Here is a 16,808-nt window from a genome sequence, read left to right as displayed (position 1 = left end):
GCTTCCTTGCTGCGGCGGCTGGTGGCGAGGGGGGCCCCTCGCTGGGCGATGACTCCCCTCGGGAGAGCTGCTCCTAGTCTACCCGCTAGCCCGGCTAGCCCCCACACGAGATTGGACTGCAACGGTTAGCACGGATCTAGCGGAGTGCTGATCCTCGGCATACCTACCGGGTGAACCCCTCCCGAGCCGTGGCAAGCTAGCTTTTCAAGTAGCTCTCTTCCGCCGTAATTGCCGCCCCCGCTGAGCCGATGCCCGTTCCCACGAACCACACGCTCGACTCACTCTTGCGTCAAGCCGGCCAGCTTCACTCGCCGCCGGCGGTCGCGCTCGAGATCGTTCGGCTCACAGCCGAGCCACAGGTAGATGCCGCCGCCATCCGCGACTGCTTGGAAGGAGACCCGGCCCTCACCGCCAAGCTGCTGCGGGTGGTCAATAGCTCGGTCTATGGCCTGAGCGGCGAGGTTTCAGACCTGACGCAAGCGATCGCGCTGATGGGGGTCCGCCCGCTGAAGCTGCTCGTGTTGGGCTTCTCCGTGCCTACCACGCTGATCGACAAGATCGACACCGAATCGCTCGCCGACTACTGGACCCGCACCATCGTTCGGTCCGTAGCGGCCAAACAGATTGCTCAAACGCAGGGTGCCGCTCGCGGCTGGGCCGCTCTGGCCGACGAAGCGCTCGTTGCCAGCCTGCTGCAAGGGATCGGGCAGCTCGTCTTGCTGACCGAAATCGGAGACACCTACGCGGCCGTCTTGAACAAAGCAAAGGGAATTGCGGCGCGTGAGCCGGCAATCGCCGCAGCCGAACGCGAGGCGCTCGGTTTCGAGCACCGCGAGCTCTCGGTCGCGTTGCTCCGCAGCTGGAAACTCCCTGAACGCCTGGCAAGCGCTATCGAGTTGTTAGACTCAGCGGCTTGCGCTCCCGAGCGAAAAGGAGAGCTTAGCAGTGTGCTCGAGCTCGCCAACCTTGTCACCCGCCTCGTCGTGGACCGCGAGCTGGCTGCTTTGCCCCTCTTGATCGAGCGGGGCGAGAGGCAGTGCGACCTAACCCGGCGGCAAATCAACACGCTGGTCGAGGTCCTTCAGCCCCGTGCCGTTCAGCTCGCCAATGCGCTGGGGGTCGATCTCAGTCCGGCAGCCGACTTCCACGAAACGCTCGTGCTGGCCCATCGCCAACTGGCGATCGCTTCCGAGGGCGCGGCGGGACGCCTGCTTGGTGCCCCAGCCACCTATGAAGACCTGGGCGACGAGCGGCTCTACAACGATCTGCTGGCCAACGTCCAGGACCTCACGCGTACGGTTCAAGACTACCTGTCGGCCGGCAAGCCAGGCCTGATGGGGGTCTCTCCACAGATAAGCGGGCACGGTGCGCGGGCAACGGTGCGCCGGCCGCATACGCAAGTGATCGACCCGGCGATGCATCGCTTGATGGAAATCACGCAAGAACAGGTCGATTCGTGCCGGGCTGAGCGTCGCCCGCTCTCGATCGCGATCGTCTCGGTTAATGACGCTGGTGCGGAACCTATTGATCAATTCCGACAGGATTGCGTCCGCACTCTTCCCGCGGGGCTCTTGGATGACCTGGTCTGGGAACCGCTGAGCGGCAACCTCGTGGCCGTGCTCACTCCCGGTCACGACCGACTCGACGCGGTGCGACTGTGGACCGCCGCGATCAAACGCTTTTCCGAAACGCAGTTTCGCGCCGACGCCGGCGTTGCCGGGGCCTCGGTGCTCTCGAAAGGATTTGATACGTGGTCGCTGATCGGTGCGGCCCGGCGGTGCCTTGACGCGGCTCTCAACGCTGGTGTCGGTAGCGTAAAGAGCCTTGAGGTCTACTAACTACAGGGGCGACCTCAACAAGTCCGCAGTGGCCCTCAAGGCCAAGAGGTAAGGGCCCCATCATCGCGGCACCGCCGTTGTGCTACGATCCGACGAATGACTGAACACGACGCCGATCCAACGCCCCCCGCCCGTCAAAATCCCGCCGCGGCTAAGCCCGCAAGCGAGTCGGCCCCGCGCCTCTCGGTTGAGGTCGGCGGCGAGCTAACCGAGAAGAGTTCACGCGAGCTCCGTGCCTCGGATTTTGATTCCCGGATCTCCGCCGACCGACAGGGCACGCCCCGCCGGCGCCGCGTGCGACTGCCGCTGGTGTTGTTCCTCGCGACTTGTGCAAGCACCTTTTGGGTGGGAGCCGCAGAGTGGGAGCCGATGAACCCCGCTAAAATGGCGACCTGGTCGCACGTGGCGACGACCATCGCAAGCAACTGGCGGCAAGGGCTTACCTACATGGGGGCCGTGCTCGCCATCTTGCTGACGCACGAGATGGGCCACTTCATCATGACGCTCCGCCGCCGGATCCCGGCGAGCTATCCGCTCTGTATCCCGGTGCCTTTCAACGCCATCGGCACGATGGGAGCCGTCATCGGCATGGAGGGGGTCCGGGCCAATCGCCGCGAGATTTTTGATATCGGCATCGCGGGGCCTCTGGCCGGGCTGGTGATCGCTGCGCCGATCCTGTGGATCGGGGTCGGCAAGCTCGACCTGACAACGCCCCCCCGACCCGGAGAAATCCAGCTCAACAGCCCGCTGCTGGTGAAGTGGATGATCCAGGCCCAGCAGCCCGAAACGCTCCGCAAGGTAGGGACGAACCGCGCCGAATGGATCGGCATCTCACAGGTCAATGCCTTCTTTATGGCCGGCTGGGTTGGCATGCTCGTCACGGGGCTCAACATGCTGCCCATCAGCCAGCTCGACGGCGGCCACACCATCTACGGGCTCTTCGGGCGCGATGCGCAGAATGTGGCCCGCGGTTTCTTGGTTGTGGCGATCACCTACGTGGTGATCAACCTCGACCAAGCCTCGGTATGGACCCCCATGCTGGTGCTTGTGATCCTCATGGGCGTCGATCACCCGCCGACTTCTGACGACACGAAAGAGCTCGACCGATTCCGCTGGGCGATCGGCGTTGCGTCGCTCGCGATCCCGGTGCTGTGCTTCCCGCTGCTCGGGCTGCGTCAGTAACGGGCCAACAACGCGAACGCCGCTCTTACGACGATCCGACGCGCCGCCCGAAACGCTGCCAGCCGGCGAACGCCTCTTCGCGCTGCGTTTGTTCACCGGCGTCCTGGCGGTCACTGTCACGCTCGAAGGAGACCAAGCGGTCCGTTTCGCCACGTTGTGCCGAGCGAGCCGCCAGCAGCAGATCGAGGCGTCGTGCAGCGCCGCGTTCGGCCGGCGAGCCGAGGCTTCGTGCCCGCGGTACATCGCCGCTTGCCGCGGAGTCGCTCGACGCGACCGAGAGAGCGAACGCCGCGTCTACCGACTTAACCACCGGCTGCAACTCATCGGCCTCGAAGCCCTCGACGATTGTCAGGCCAGCCGAGGCGGCAAGGAACGAACGGGCGGCCGACGACGCAACCGGCACCGATTGGCCGAAAGTAGCAACCCAGATGTCGTAATCGGCCTGGGTCACAACGCCATCGAAGTCGGCGTCTCCGGCCTCACCGGCAACAACGTTTGCCCCAAGCGAGTCACGCCAGACCGTGTAGTCGGCGATATCAACGGAGCCGTCGTTGTTGAAGTCACCCGTAGCGACAACATCCACGTCCAAGAAGATCCGCACCGCATCGGCCACCACCCGATCAATGTTGGGCGAACTCTGATCCGCATCGAGTGAGATCGTGATCGGCCCTGCTGAGGTGTTTTCTGACCCGAGCGACACCCAGGTACGACTTTGCGTCTGCTGGTTCACGTTCGCCGTGAAGGTGCCGCTGGGGGTCGTGATGTCGTAGTTCACACTGGTGGCGTTTTGGGCGTTAGCGGTGTAGATCACAAACACCTCGACGCGTCCGGCCTCGGGCAGGGTCGTCTGCCAATTGGCCCGCGCGTTGTCGGAACCGGCTAGCTCGTAAACCTCGGTAAGCAGGTCGAGGCTGAACGCGCCGGTGTTCAGCCAAACGCCGTTGGTGGTGAAGGTGGGGGCACCGTCGTCGTTGTTCAGCAGGATCTCGGTGCGCCGCGTCACGATGATCGGGGGTGTGCTATCGATGTCGAAGAAGTCCAGCACGCGGGCGATCGCCTGGGTACGGATCGAGTCGTCGGTGATTGTCTCGAAGGGAAAACCGAGCAGCACGACTCGCTCGCCCGCAGCGCCGCCGTCGTACTGGATCGCGGCTCCGGCCCCGCCACCGTAGTTCATCGCGGTGATCGCGCCGCTGCCCGCCGTAGGGACAATCACGTCCGGAAAGGTCACGTCGTAGAAGCGTTCCCCATTGTCGAACTGTAGGGCGAGGCCCTCGAAGATCGATCCGGGGGTGCCGCTCGCCGAGTAAGTGTTGGCGTCATCGGCCACGTAGTCCGCGCGAAGCGTGTTGTTGAAGAACGCGGCTCCGCCGTTCTGCGCTTCTAGATCCCAGCCAATCTCGGACCCCGAGACAAACAGCTTGCCCCCTTGGGCCAGATAAGCGGTCATCAGATTCTGTTCGAGCGCGTTGAACGTTTCGTCAGCGGTTGACTCCTCGCCTGCGATCCAGAACACCGCGTCGTATTCGGCCAGTGCGACGGCACCGGATTGGAGCCCCTCGTTCGAGGCGGTCGAAACGGCTGCGCGGGCACCAGCCGCCGCGAGCGCATCGCCGATTTGGACGGCGTAGTCCATCGAGTTTGCAAACCGGGGTCGCACGCGATCCGCGGTCAGCGTCGCGCTGCCGGTGAACGATTCCTTCGGCACGAGCGAGCGTTCGAGCCGGTCGAAACCGTTGACGATGAGGATCTTCGCCGTGTCGGCCGAAGGCTTGGCGGCAACAACCTCGGAGCCCACCGATTGGCCACCGGCGTTATTGGCCACGATCTTGAAGTAGTAGGTCTGGGCCGGGTCGAGACCGGTAAGGGTGTGCGTGTTCAGGGCTCCGCCCGCGACGAACGTGCCGCCGTCGAACCCGTAGCCGTTGGTCGAGGCGTAGATCGTGTACCCGGTGGGAGTTCCGCCAGAGTAGGCGTTCGCGGGGGTCGCGACCCACTTGAGCGTCACCTCTCCGGGAGCCGTTGACTCGGCGTTCAGGCTGGCAACCTTCGGTGGCGCATCGATATTCGCAGTCGCCCCGCCGTCCACCTGGACAAAGTAATCGACAATGCCCTGATAGGTTGCGCGGGCGATCGCATCGCGCACGCGGGGATCACGCAGCATCTGCGCATCGAGCGTGTTGTCGTGGAAGCCGGTCTCAACGATCGTCGCATCGAACTCGTTGTTGATGACCGAGTTGTTGATCTCACCGTAGTTGAACGTTGTCTGGAAAGTGAGCGACGTACGGTTCTGCCAGTTGTGTTCAAACTGCCCGTTCTGGGCGACCAGATCGTTATTGACCTGCTGAGCGAGTGTCTGGGCAAGAAACAACTGGTTGGGGGTGGCTCCGCCGTTGGCCGTGTTGTGGAGCCCTACCACTCCCCGCGAGGTGGCCGTGGCCGGATTGCCGGTCGAAGCGTTTGAGTGAAAACTCACAAAAACGCGATCGGAAAGCGAACCATCCTGTTCACGGTTCATGTACTCGGCATAACGCGGCGAGAGCGAGACCGTGGCCGAACTGTCGCTGCTGCTGGTGCGGTACTCGCTGGTGGGGATCCCCTGCGAGCGGCTCACATGCCACTCGACCCAGTAAAGGCCCGCCTCGTTCTCGCGGGTCTCTCCCGAGACGCCGCCGCCCCGGTTGATGTCTCCCATGCCGTTGCCGAAGCGGATCATGTCCGCGATCACCACGTTGCCGGCGGTGGCGGATTGGTTGGAGATTTCGACGTAGCCGGCGTTGCCCGCTTCGAAGTGGAACGTGCCCAGGTACACCAACCCGTTGCCCACCCGCCGATGATTGATCGTCACCTCAGTGGCTCCGCCCGAGTGATGCACTCGGTACAGATGATCCTCCGCTCGGTCGCTGCCGGAACGAGTCCAGGCATAAACCGGGTAGAAGCCTTCTTCGGAAATGTTCGGACGGTACTGAGCGGTCGCGGTCTCGGTGGTGGAAGTGGTGGCGAAGCGATAGGGGACATCGCCCGCTGAGCCAAAGTAAATGCTCGATGAGCTGTTGCTCCACGCGCCGGTGAAAGTCACCTCGACATCGTCGTTGTCGAGAACCACTTCATTGGGCTGATGACCCACCGGACGGAGGGGGACCACCGTTGCCCCGGCGTTCCACAAGTAATCGACCAGATAGGTCATCTGATCTTGGTTGCCGAGATCCTCGACCATGTCCAGCAGAAGCGGGCGCTGATAACCCCAGCTGCTGCCCGTAGCGGTGTAGCCGTGCCCGCCGTGGACATACACGATCTTGTCGTCGAGGGCCCCCGAGGGTTGCTGTCCGATCTCGACCAATCCGGCCGCCGCGAGGAGCTCTCTCTTTTCGAGCGATTCGATCACCAGCGCGCGATCGCGTCCGCGAGAGGGTGTAGCGGCTTGCGCAGCCAATAGCGTAAAGAACATCAAGAGCCTCAAGATCATGGTTCCGTGAGAGTTGGATCGCTAAGAGCACCTCCGCGGAGCCCCGGAAGAGCCTCCCCAACCCGTGCCTTTAGCTTAGTCGAACGCTGCGCTTTTTCGCTATCGAGCTGCTGATTTTCCCGCAACCCGCGGATCATTGACGGCGATCAGGCGATCCTCGGCATCGCGCCCAATCGCTTGACCAACGCCCGCTGTGGGCAATTGCGTGAGCGTGTGCCCGCGATCCAGCAGGCCCAAAAGCAAGCCCGGATCGAAGCCCTTCTCGACACTCAGAACATCGGGCCGCCACTGATGGTGCCACCGCGGGGCCGCGACCGCCTCAGCGAGCGACATCTGACGGTCCACTGTATTGATGAGCATCAAAATGACCTGGCTGATGATCTTCGGGCCCCCCGCCGCGCCAAGGGCCATCAACGGACGGCCCTCCGCATCGAGCACCAGCGTTGGGCTCATGCTGGAAAGGGGCCGCTTGCCCGCTGCCACCGCGTTATTCGCGGCTCCCACCAGTCCAAAGGCGTTGGGCGTGCCCGGTTGGATCGAGAAGTCATCCATCTCGTTGTTGAGGATCACCCCCGTACCGGGCACGATCACCTTCGAGCCGAAGCCGGTGTTGACCGTGGCCGTGATCGCGACCCAATAGCCCTCGGCGTCGGCGGCGGCGATGTGGGTCGTGTGACGTCCGAAAACATCTTGCCGCCACTCGGGTGGTTCGCCGTGGCTCTTAACCTGTGTGACGCGCTTCAAACGAATCTTTCCGGCCAGTTGGTCGGCGTACGACTTGGCACTAAGCCCGCGCGGCACCTCGACAAAATCAGAATCGCCCAGCCAATGAGCCCGATCGGCAAAGGCAATCTTCATGGCCTCGGCGACCACATGGGTCGCGGTCAGCGGATCGTCCTCGAACAGGGTGCTCAGCTCGTAGCGCTCGATCAGATTCAGCACCTGAGCCACATGAACGCCGCCCGAACTGGGAGGCGGGAACCCGATGATCTGGCGACCCCGATAGGTTGAAACGATCGGCTCGCGGCGAAGTGCTTTGTAGGTCGCAAAGTCGGACGCGCGGAGCCGACCGCCCTCCGCTTGCATCCACGCCCCCACACGCTGAGCGAACGGCCCGCGATAGAACCAATCGGGGCCGTTTTCAATTAGCGCACCATAGGTCTTCGCGAGATCGGCTTGCACAAGAGGGTGCCCCTCTCGGTGCGGCTGACCCTCGGCGTCGAGGAACACGGCCCTCGTGGCCGGAAATTTGCCCAACTCTTTCGCGTTGGACTTGAGCCGATCGGCATAATTCTTGTCGATCGCAAAGCCCTCCGCGGCGGCCCGCCGACCGGGTTCCAGCAGGCGCGAAAGGGGTTTGCTGCCAGCCGTTTTGGCGAGCAGGGCGTACGCCGCCAAGGCACCGGGCGTGCCAACCGCAAGCGGACCGGTCTGACTGAGCCGCGGGTCGGCCTCTCCGCCGACGACAAACATCTCCGGTGTGGCAAGTGCCGGGGCGGTCTCGCGACCGTCGATCGCGAGCAGTTCGCCCGCGGGGGTGCGGACCAGACACAAGCAACCGCCCCCGATGCCCGAGTTGTGATTGTCCACAACGCTGAGCGTTAGCGCCGCGGCGATCGCAGCGTCGACCGCATTGCCCCCCTCTTCGAATACCGCCATTGCCGCATCGGTTGCGAGCGGCTGAACGGTCGCCACCGCGTAACGCGACCCGACTGCCGAGTGGGTGCTGCCAGTATGCGGCTTCGCCGCCAGCTGGCTCACGATGAGCGTCACCGTCAGGGCCGCCAACCAACCGCGCCGAATAAGGAATATCGCCATCGCTCGAATCATTTTTCCACAGGAAGGATGGCGGCCGCGGCGATCGTACCGATCCGCCCGGCCAAGTCATTCACGTTGCCCTCGCCGTCCGGATGAAGCCGGCTCGAGAGGAAGATGACGAAGAGATCCAGTTCGGGGTCGACCCACAGGGCGGTTCCCGTAAATCCGCCGTGGCCGAAGGCCGCCGCTGAGAACAGCTCTCCGCGATTGCTCGAGTAATCGCTCTGAACGTCCCAGCCCAGCGCGCGTTTTTGTCCCGCGACGTCACGCGCTCGGATCATCTCGTTGAGTCCTTGCGGGCTGAGCAGTCGCACCCCGTCTAGCGTGCCGCCGTTGAGCAGACAGCGGGCATAGCGCGCGAGATCAGCGGCCGTGCTAAAGAGCCCGGCGTGCCCCGCAACGCCCCCGAGCAGCGCAGCACGGGGGTCGTGAACCTCGCCAGTAAGCCACGCACCGTCGCGCTGCTCGGTCGTTGCGGCCCGCGCGCGGCGTTCGGCCGCCGGCAGATAACCGGTATCGACCATGCCCAGCGGCGTAAAGACTCGGTCCTTCGCAAACTCGTTAAGTGGGCGACCGCTCACTTCTTCAACGATCTTTCCCAAAAGCTCGAATCCGACGTCCGAGTATTTGAACGTGGTGCCGGGGGACCAACGCGGCTCGAGCGCTAGTAATCGGTGCCACGCCTCATCGGGGCCGTGCTCGTAGTCCGCCAGCGCGTTATCAGGGATATATCCCGCGCTGTGGGTCAGGAGTTGCTCGATTGTGATTGCTTGCCCCCCCGCAGCGGTAACCCCCGCAAGCCGATCGACCATCTTGTCTCGCAGCCGTAGCTGCCCGGCCTCAACCAGGAGCATGACGCTCGTCGCGGTCGCAACCGGCTTTGTGAGCGATGCCAGATCAAACACCGTATCGGTCGTCATCGCGATGCGTGTTGGTTCGATCTGTCGATCGCCGTACGCTTTGAGCAGCGCCACGCCGCCCCGACGACCGATTGCGACAACGCAGCCAGAAAATTGCCCCGCCGCGCGAGCCTCCTCGATTGGCGCATTAATCGCCCCCAGCCGTGCCGTATCCAAGCCCAGCGCTACGGGCTCGGCAGCTCGCGCAGCGCTGATACAGCTGAGCAGACAGACCGACCAAGCAAGTCGAGGGAACATACGAGCCTAGGATTCAAGCGGAGCAGAAGCGTGAGCCGACGCGATCTTCGCGGGGGCGTTGGGGCCGGCGAAGGCGTGTACAACAAGCCCGCCGAGCAGCGTCGTGCTGCACGCGACAAGCGAATTCCAAGGCCAGCTTAATTGACGCCAGCCCGCTAGGGCGGGCCATTGCTGATCGATACCAAAATTGAGCCCCGCCAGGAAAAAGCTGAAGGCAAACCCGGTGACCAGGGCTCCATAGGCCGCGCGGGTCGATGATCGGGGCCAGCCGAATCCCAACGCAAAAAGGCCAACCAAAACCCCTGTCGTGAGCGCCGCCACGGCCAGTACGGCGCTGATAACCGACGTACTCTGAGCCAAGCCAACCGCATTCGCTCCCAGCGCTACGCCAACCTGCAAGACAGCAAATAGGACCGTGCCGACTTTCGCCCACCAGACCGCCGCGCCACTGTCGGTCGCGATGCCACTCGGGGCCAAGAGGTCTTTAACCAGCACGCCGGCCGATGCGTTCAACGAGCTGGAAAGGGTCGACATCGCGGCCGCCAGCACCGCCGCAAACAGCAATCCGGCCACGCCGATTGGCACCTCGTGGGCCAGGTAAGCGGCAAAAGCCTGATCGCCGCTCGCGATGGAGTAACCAAACTGTCCGCTCGAATAGAAGCAGGCCAAGGCGGCACCGATCAACAGAAACAGAAAGAACTGCGCCGCGACGAGTGGTCCGCTCAACGCCAAAGCCAGGCTGGCCGACGCTTTGGACCTTGCGCACAGATAGCGCTGCACCATCAGCTGGTCCACGCCGTGCGTGGCAAGCGACAAGAATCCGCCCCCCACGAGCCCCGACCAGAACGTGATGTGCCCCCCGAAAAGCCCCAGCCCCGGATCGAACACCCGCAGTCGGCCCGTCTCGTCGGCAAAGCGCCAGACTTCGCCGATTCCGCCCGGTATGGCGCGTGAGAGCAACAACAGGGCGATCAAGGCCCCCGACGTGTAGACGATCAACTGAACGCAATCGTTCTTCACGACCGACGAAACGCCGCCCAGCGTTGCATAAATCGTTGTCGCCGCCGCGACGATAACCACACACAGCGTAAAGTCCAGCGCGATTGCCTGCTGCAACGCCAGTGTCGTGAGAAACAAACGCAAACCGTCTGCCAGGGTGCGGCAGACCAGAAAAGTGAGCGAAGCGGCCGCCCTCACCCCCTCTCCATAGCGCTCGCTAAGCACCTGGTAAGCCGTGAAAGGCTTGCCACGGAAGTACAGCGGCATCAGCAGAACGATCACTCCCAGTCGCCCGACGATGTAGCCCAGTGTGATCTGCAGGAAGCGCATATCGCCTCCTTCGGCATACGTCTGCCCGGGAAGACTCAGAAAGGTGACCGTGCTGGTCTCGGTCGCGATGATCGAGAGCAGCAGGGCGTACCACGCTGTGTCGCGTCCGCCGACGAGATAAGCCTCATCGGTACCAGCCCCCTTACGGGGCCAAGCACCCCAGACCACGGTCGCCAGGAGATAAACGGCGACAATCGCAAGATCCCAGCTCGAGAGCCCCGTCCGAGCGAGCAGCGGCGGAGCTAGCGGGCAAACGAACGGGCTGAGCAAGGCAGATCGGTCGCTAAAAAAGAGGGATCTCTAGCCGCGGTGTGGCCAATTTGGGGCCCTTACGGGGTCCCTAACACGAATTAGCCTAACAGGTTAGCCATCTGGGCGTGGGGGGGCGTTGCGCATACGATCCGCCGCATTGCGCAGCAGGGGGCGAGCGAGCCCCCGTTGTTCGACTAAACTAATGAGGCTACGCCGCGGTTGTCGCGACGTCGCATGACCGCTCCCGCCGGTGGGTTCCATGAGCAACATCGCTCTCGATCACCTCACAACCGAAGCCCGTAACCCCGCAACCATGGGGCTCGATGGCGTTTCGCCACTTGAGATGGTGCGTCTGATCAACGCCGAAGACCATCATGTGGCAGAAGCCGTCGGCAGCGAATCCGAAGCCATCGCGCAAGCGGTTGAAGTGGTCGCCGATCGGCTCCGGCGCGGAGGTCGGCTCGTCTACACCGGTGCCGGCACCTCGGGCCGGCTGGGCGTGCTCGACGCCGCAGAGTGCCCCCCGACGTTCAACACCGACCCTCGCCAGGTAGTCGGCATCATCGCCGGAGGGCGCACTGCGCTAACCAACGCGGTCGAGGGTGCCGAAGACAGCCCCGAGCTCGGTGCCGAAGACCTCAAGGCGATCAATCTGGGTCCCGACGACGTGTTGGTTGGCATCGCCACCAGCGGCCGCACACCGTATGTCGTCGGAGGCCTTAAGTACGCCAGGCAGGTGGGGGCCTTCTCGGTCGCGCTCTCGTGCAACGCCGCGGCTGAAATTATCCCGCTTGCCGATCTGTCGATCACCCCCATAGTCGGCCCCGAAGTGCTGAGCGGCTCGACCCGCTTGAAGGCCGGAACCGCCACGAAGCTCGTGCTCAACACGATCACGACCGCCGCGATGGTGCTGCTAGGCAAGACCTACGGCAATCTGATGGTTGATCTCAGGCCGACCAACTCAAAGCTTGAAGCGCGTGCCAAGCGAATCGTCCGCCTAGCAACCGGCGTCGAGCCCGAAGTAGCGGCCGAACTGCTCGCCCGCTGCGATGGCGATGTGAAAGTGGCGATTGTCGCCCAACTCACCGGCTCGACTCCCGCCGAGGCCAAATCTCGCCTCGTCGAAACGGGCGGTCGCGTGGGCGTCGCGGTTGCCCGATGAGTCGGCTGCTACTGGGCATTGATGGCGGAGGCACCAAGACCGCCGCGCGAATCGCCGCGGTCCAAGACGGCAAGCCGCTGTGCGTGCTGGGGTCGGGTTTCGCCGGGGGCAGCAACCCCTACAGCGTCGGCTGGCAGCCCGCACTAGAGGCGATCGGCCAAGCGGTTGTCGCGGCCCGCGCGAACGCGGGCGTCGTCCAAACGATTGACACCGCGGTGCTAGCCATCGCCGGCTGCGCCACCGACTCGGCGCGCCGGCGCGTCCAACAAGAAGCCGAAACGCTCGGCTTGGCTAAGCACGTGGTGGTAGCGCCGGACACCGCTCCGCTGCTGGCCGATGCCCGCCCGGGCTGCTCGGCGGTTGGCCTGATCGCTGGCACGGGCTCGATCGCCGTGGGCCGCACCGAGGCGGGCGAATCGTTTGCGGTCGGCGGGTGGGGCTATCTGATCGACGATGCCGGCAGCGGTTTCAGTCTCGGCCGGGCCGCGCTCCACGAGCTGTGCCGTCAGCACGATGCGGAGCTGCCGCTCGACCCCGTGCTGCTCGAAGCGGTGCTCCACACCTGGGCGATCGGATCACTGCGCGAGGTCAAGCGTGTTGTGTACGAAGCCGCTGACCCACGCGCTCAGATCGCAACCCTTGCCCAACCCGTCTTACGCTGTGCGGCGGCAGGCTCGCCGCTAGCCGCTGAGATCGCGGCCGCAGGGGCCGCGGCACTGGCACATCTGGCGGCAGAGTGCGCGGCAAAGGTCGATCGGTCGTTAGGCGACCAACCCGATCGGGCAGCGCCCGAGTTTTACTTGGCGGGCGGACTACTCACCGGATCACCCTCTTATCGGGCGCGGGTTCGAGACCAGATTGAACGGCTCCGCCCCGGTGCCGTAACTCATTTGGCCCCCGACGCGGCATGTGGCTGCTTGTTGATCGGACGCCAGCTGGCCGCCTCGAGAAACGCGGCAGCCATTGGAATCTAATCGGGCCCCGCGCTCAGCAAGTTACGGCACCGCCGCAACGTGGCTCACGGCAACCGGTGGTTTCGGGCGCGGTGATCGGGAGGCCTCGCAGTCGCCGGACTGCGAGCCAAGCGAAACACTCGGCTTCGAGCGTTTCGCTATTCAGATTTCGCTCATCGACACTATGAACCGAGTCAAAATGCTCGCCGAGCATTTGCATGATCACAGGGTGATGCACGCCTCCGCCGGTAACCCATAGCGTGCCGGGTTTGGCCGGAAGGCGATCGATCGCCTCGACCACCGCCCTGGCTGTTACAGCGCACAACGTCGCGGCACCGTCTTCGACACTGAGCATCGACACATCAACGTGATCGAAATCGTAGCGATCGGCCGCCTTCGGAAGAGCCCGTGCGAAAAACGGCGCGGACAACGCCGCCGCAACCACCGCATCGTCCACCGAGCCGCGAAGCGCAAGCTTGCCATCTTGGTCGTGCGGCAGGCCGGCCATTTCCTGGGCCCACTCGTCAAGCAGCCCGCAGCCTGGGCCCGTATCGCCCGAGATCAACGCATCGTCCGGTCCCAGCCAAGTGACATTCGCAACCCCGCCCAGGTTGAGCACCGCAACGGGGAGTTTCTCGCTCGCAAAGAGAGCACGGTGGAACATCGCGGCCAGCGGAGCCCCCTGCCCTCCAGCGGCGATGTCGCCCCGCCGGAAATCGGCCACTACGGGCAATCCCACCGATTCGGAGAGCTGCCAGGGATTACCAATCTGCATGGTCAATCGTTCGTCCGGAATGTGCCGAATCGTGTGACCGTGGAATCCGACCACCTTCGCATCGGCCCCCTGCTGGGGATACTTCTTGAGCAGTTTCTCAATCGCCTTGGCGTGATGATCGGTAACGTCGCGTTCGAGCACCAAGAGTGCGGTCAGCGGAACATCGTGCTGCGAGGCCTCGAGCAGTCGCGAACGCAGGTCTTCATCGTACGAGAGCGTCAATCCGCCCACGAACTCGATGCTGCCGGCCCCATCGGTACGTAGCAGAGCCGCGTCAGCACCGTCGGCTGAGGTGCCACTCATCAGGCCAATTGCGGTGATCGGGCCGTCAACAGCGATGGCGCTGCGGTCTTGAATTACGTCAAACACGGCGGGTGAGCTTTCAAACAGCGGAAGAAGTCGTTGGGAGTCTCGGCCGAAAGGTTGGTGGGGCAGCTACCGGGTGTCGCCTGCCCGAAAAGGAGTCCCAACCGATTCAAGCGGATTCTTGCACCCAACGCAAAGGCGAGAACTTTATGCAAAAAAATGCGCAAAACCGCGCCGGTTGGCTACGATCGAATCATGGCGCGTGCGAGCTAGGCGTCAAGCGTCGGACCCGATGAATCCGAGGATTTCCCCGGTTCGTTGGGAGCCGGAGCTCATTGTTATGCGTATTCCTTAGTTTCCCCATCGAATAACCGTGTTCGATCCCGACCCCCAATCAACCGACCCGTTTCAAGCGCGAGTAACACGCTCGGCGAGCCTGAAACAGGTCGCGGTGCTTGTCGAGACCGACAGCAGCGCTGGATGCCGCGTGATCCGTGGGATCGCGAACTACGCAGACCGCTACGCTGACTGGCATCTGCTGATCGATCCGCGTGACCACAACCATCGTCCGGTCCTTCCGGACGGGTGGCAGGGACACGGAATCATCGCCCGACCAACAAGTCCCCAGGAGCTTGCCGCCCTGCAAGCCAGTGGCTTGCCGCTGGTGAATGTCGATGACTTGGTCGCCGAAGAGCCGAAAGTGGCATCCGTGCTGACCGACGAAGAAGAACTGGCCGACATGGCCCTGGGCCATTTGTTGGACCGTGGTTTCCGTACATTTGCCTACTTCGCCCCGCCCAGCCTCGAGTACTCCAAGCGCCGGCGCGACGCTTTTGTCACCCGGCTAGCCCAAGACGATCGACCCTGCCATGAGTACAAGCCGGGTTACCGCGCCGGGCGCCGCATCGGCTGGGCCGAACAACAGCGGCGTGTCGAACGGTGGATCCGGGGGCTGCCGACGCCGATTGCGGTCTTGGCGGTCGATGCGCCGCGAGCCCGACAACTGGCAGAGATCTGCCACTTGGCCGGAGTCCGCGTACCGGACGATGTCGCGATCCTCGCCGGCAGCCTCGACGAGCTGATGTGCGACGTCTCCACGCCGCCGCTCTCCAGCATCAACGTCGCGAGCGAACGGATCGGACACGATGCCGCGCAGCTGTTGGATCAGTTGATGAACGGCGCAGCACCGCCTACAGCGACGCTGCTGGTGCCTCCCCGCGGAGTGAACAGCCGGCAATCGACCGATCTGCTGGCGATCGATGACGAAGAGATCGTCGATGCGCTCCGCTATATTCGCAACAACGCCCACCGGGGCATCGTGGTTGAAGACATTTTGCGGCAGGTACCCATCTCGCGGCGGAGCTTGGAGATCCAGTTTCGCAAGTATCTGGGCCGGTCTCCCGCTCGCGAGATCCGCCGTGTGCAATTGGAACGTAGCCGCGACCTGCTCGGACGCCGCGAGCTCTCGATCACTGAAGTCGCGTTGGCGTGTGGGTTCGCCAACGCCACGCGCTTCGGTGTGGCGTTCAAGAAAGACACCGGCAAAACCCCCTACGCCTTTCGCAAAGAGCTGCTCTCCGGACAGCCCTCGAGCACCCTCAATGTCTGATGCGCGAACTCAGTCGGCCGCTCGACCAGCCAGCGCGCTGTGAATCATGACCGTGGCTTCGCTGAAAAGTTTCTGAAGCAGCGTGTCGTCGGTGCCTTCGGCCATCAACGCGAAAACGTAGGCGCAGCCATTGCACCGCACGAGCGCCCACTCGGTGCGTAGCCCGTCGAGCATGCCCGGCTTGCTGGCGAGCACCAGGCTCGGCTCGCGACCGTGCAGCGCTTTGGTGACCGGACTTTCTTTCTTGAGGGTCAGCATGCCGATGACCGCCTGTGCGGCGGCATCGCCCGCACGGCAACGCTGGTCGAGTAGGGTCATTAGCCGAACCGCCTCAGCGGGGGTCGCGGTGTTCTCGCGCCCTGCGGCACGGGCGGCGAAGTCGATCATCACCCGCCGTAGGCGTGTCTGCTCAAGCCCCACCGACGCGAGCCGATCGTTGATGCGCTGCATGCCCAGCCGATCGATCAACAGATTCGTGGCGACGTTGTCGCTCAGCACAATCATCAGGACGGCAAGATCGCCCAGAGCGATCCGGGACGCACCAGGCGTAAACTGCTGCAGCACGCCACACCCGCCGACACCGCTGGCCAGCGAGACGGGAAGCGTTTCATGCAGTGCGAGGAGGCCCTCTTCGGCTTGGGAGTACAGCTCCCACAGGATGGGGATCTTGATCGCGCTGGCCTGCGTGAAGACCTCGTCAAATCGATCGCCACCCATCTCCCCCTGCGACTTATCAGCAAGGCTTTGCAGGGCGAAGCCGAAGCGTGTGGCGTGGCCTGTAGCAAGAGCGGCAAGCCTAGAGATCAGCTCAGCAGGTGGGGGTGTCGTCATGGCAGGGTTGAACTCGTTGCAATAGCGCGGGGAGCGGTGCTTCGGCCGCGTGACCTTCCAACCGCCGTTTCCTCAGCTTACTGTTATCGACTCGCGACGCTTCGCCTGACCACCCCGCCCCCACTTTTCG

The 16,808-nt window shown here is 63.7% G+C and carries 11 protein-coding genes; 5 read left to right on the top strand and 6 right to left on the bottom strand.

The window, feature by feature from the left end:
* Window positions 1–248: 248 nt before the first annotated feature.
* Window positions 249–1,838, top strand: a complete 1,590-nt coding sequence (locus Pla111_RS02985) for an HDOD domain-containing protein (protein WP_146571197.1) — start codon at window positions 249–251, stop codon at window positions 1,836–1,838.
* A 96-nt stretch (window positions 1,839–1,934) separates the two neighbouring features.
* Entirely contained in the window at window positions 1,935–3,020 is a 1,086-nt protein-coding gene (locus Pla111_RS02980; RefSeq protein ID WP_146571195.1) for a site-2 protease family protein, read from the top strand.
* Window positions 3,021–3,045: 25 nt separating this feature from the next.
* Here Pla111_RS02980 and Pla111_RS02975 read toward each other — a convergent pair whose 3' ends face one another.
* The 4 genes from Pla111_RS02975 to Pla111_RS02960 form a co-directional block, all read right to left on the bottom strand.
* Window positions 3,046–6,486, bottom strand: coding sequence for a golvesin C-terminal-like domain-containing protein (locus Pla111_RS02975; RefSeq protein WP_146571194.1), 3,441 nt, complete (start codon window positions 6,484–6,486; stop codon window positions 3,046–3,048).
* A gap of 99 nt (window positions 6,487–6,585) precedes the next feature.
* Complete coding sequence (ggt, locus tag Pla111_RS02970) at window positions 6,586–8,304, bottom strand: gamma-glutamyltransferase (protein WP_197524700.1); 1,719 nt, start codon at window positions 8,302–8,304, stop codon at window positions 6,586–6,588.
* Between the two features lie 8 nt (window positions 8,305–8,312).
* On the bottom strand, window positions 8,313–9,461 hold the full coding sequence (locus Pla111_RS02965; protein WP_146571190.1) for a serine hydrolase domain-containing protein: 1,149 nt from the start codon (window positions 9,459–9,461) through the stop codon (window positions 8,313–8,315).
* A gap of 6 nt (window positions 9,462–9,467) precedes the next feature.
* Window positions 9,468–11,060 carry a sodium:solute symporter family transporter gene (locus Pla111_RS02960; protein ID WP_146571188.1) on the bottom strand — a complete coding sequence of 531 codons (1,593 nt, stop codon included), beginning with the start codon at window positions 11,058–11,060 and terminating at the stop codon, window positions 9,468–9,470.
* A gap of 241 nt (window positions 11,061–11,301) precedes the next feature.
* Between Pla111_RS02960 and murQ the strand changes: the two genes are divergently transcribed.
* A complete protein-coding gene (murQ, locus tag Pla111_RS02955; RefSeq protein ID WP_146571186.1) occupies window positions 11,302–12,204 on the top strand; it encodes an N-acetylmuramic acid 6-phosphate etherase in 903 nt (300 codons plus the stop codon).
* Window positions 12,201–13,178 carry an N-acetylglucosamine kinase gene (locus tag Pla111_RS02950; RefSeq protein ID WP_146571184.1) on the top strand — a complete coding sequence of 326 codons (978 nt, stop codon included), beginning with the start codon at window positions 12,201–12,203 and terminating at the stop codon, window positions 13,176–13,178. The genes murQ and Pla111_RS02950 overlap by 4 nt, the downstream gene beginning before the upstream one ends.
* A gap of 13 nt (window positions 13,179–13,191) precedes the next feature.
* Here the strand turns inward: Pla111_RS02950 and Pla111_RS02945 are convergent, their stop codons facing one another.
* Window positions 13,192–14,301 carry an anhydro-N-acetylmuramic acid kinase gene (locus tag Pla111_RS02945; RefSeq protein WP_146571182.1) on the bottom strand — a complete coding sequence of 370 codons (1,110 nt, stop codon included), beginning with the start codon at window positions 14,299–14,301 and terminating at the stop codon, window positions 13,192–13,194.
* Between the two features lie 310 nt (window positions 14,302–14,611).
* Between Pla111_RS02945 and Pla111_RS02940 the strand changes: the two genes are divergently transcribed.
* Complete coding sequence (locus Pla111_RS02940) at window positions 14,612–15,847, top strand: AraC family transcriptional regulator (RefSeq protein ID WP_146571180.1); 1,236 nt, start codon at window positions 14,612–14,614, stop codon at window positions 15,845–15,847.
* Between the two features lie 9 nt (window positions 15,848–15,856).
* Here the strand turns inward: Pla111_RS02940 and Pla111_RS02935 are convergent, their stop codons facing one another.
* The gene (locus tag Pla111_RS02935; protein ID WP_146571177.1) at window positions 15,857–16,678 is read right to left on the bottom strand and encodes a serine hydrolase; all 822 of its coding nucleotides are present in this window, start codon (window positions 16,676–16,678) and stop codon (window positions 15,857–15,859) included.
* Between the last annotated feature and the right edge of the window lie 130 nt (window positions 16,679–16,808).

Source organism: Botrimarina hoheduenensis (assembly GCF_007859815.1).
Classification (GTDB): domain Bacteria; phylum Planctomycetota; class Planctomycetia; order Pirellulales; family Lacipirellulaceae; genus Botrimarina; species Botrimarina hoheduenensis.
The sequence above is the reverse complement of the archived record's forward strand: the minus strand, read 5'-3'. Positions and strand labels throughout refer to the sequence as shown.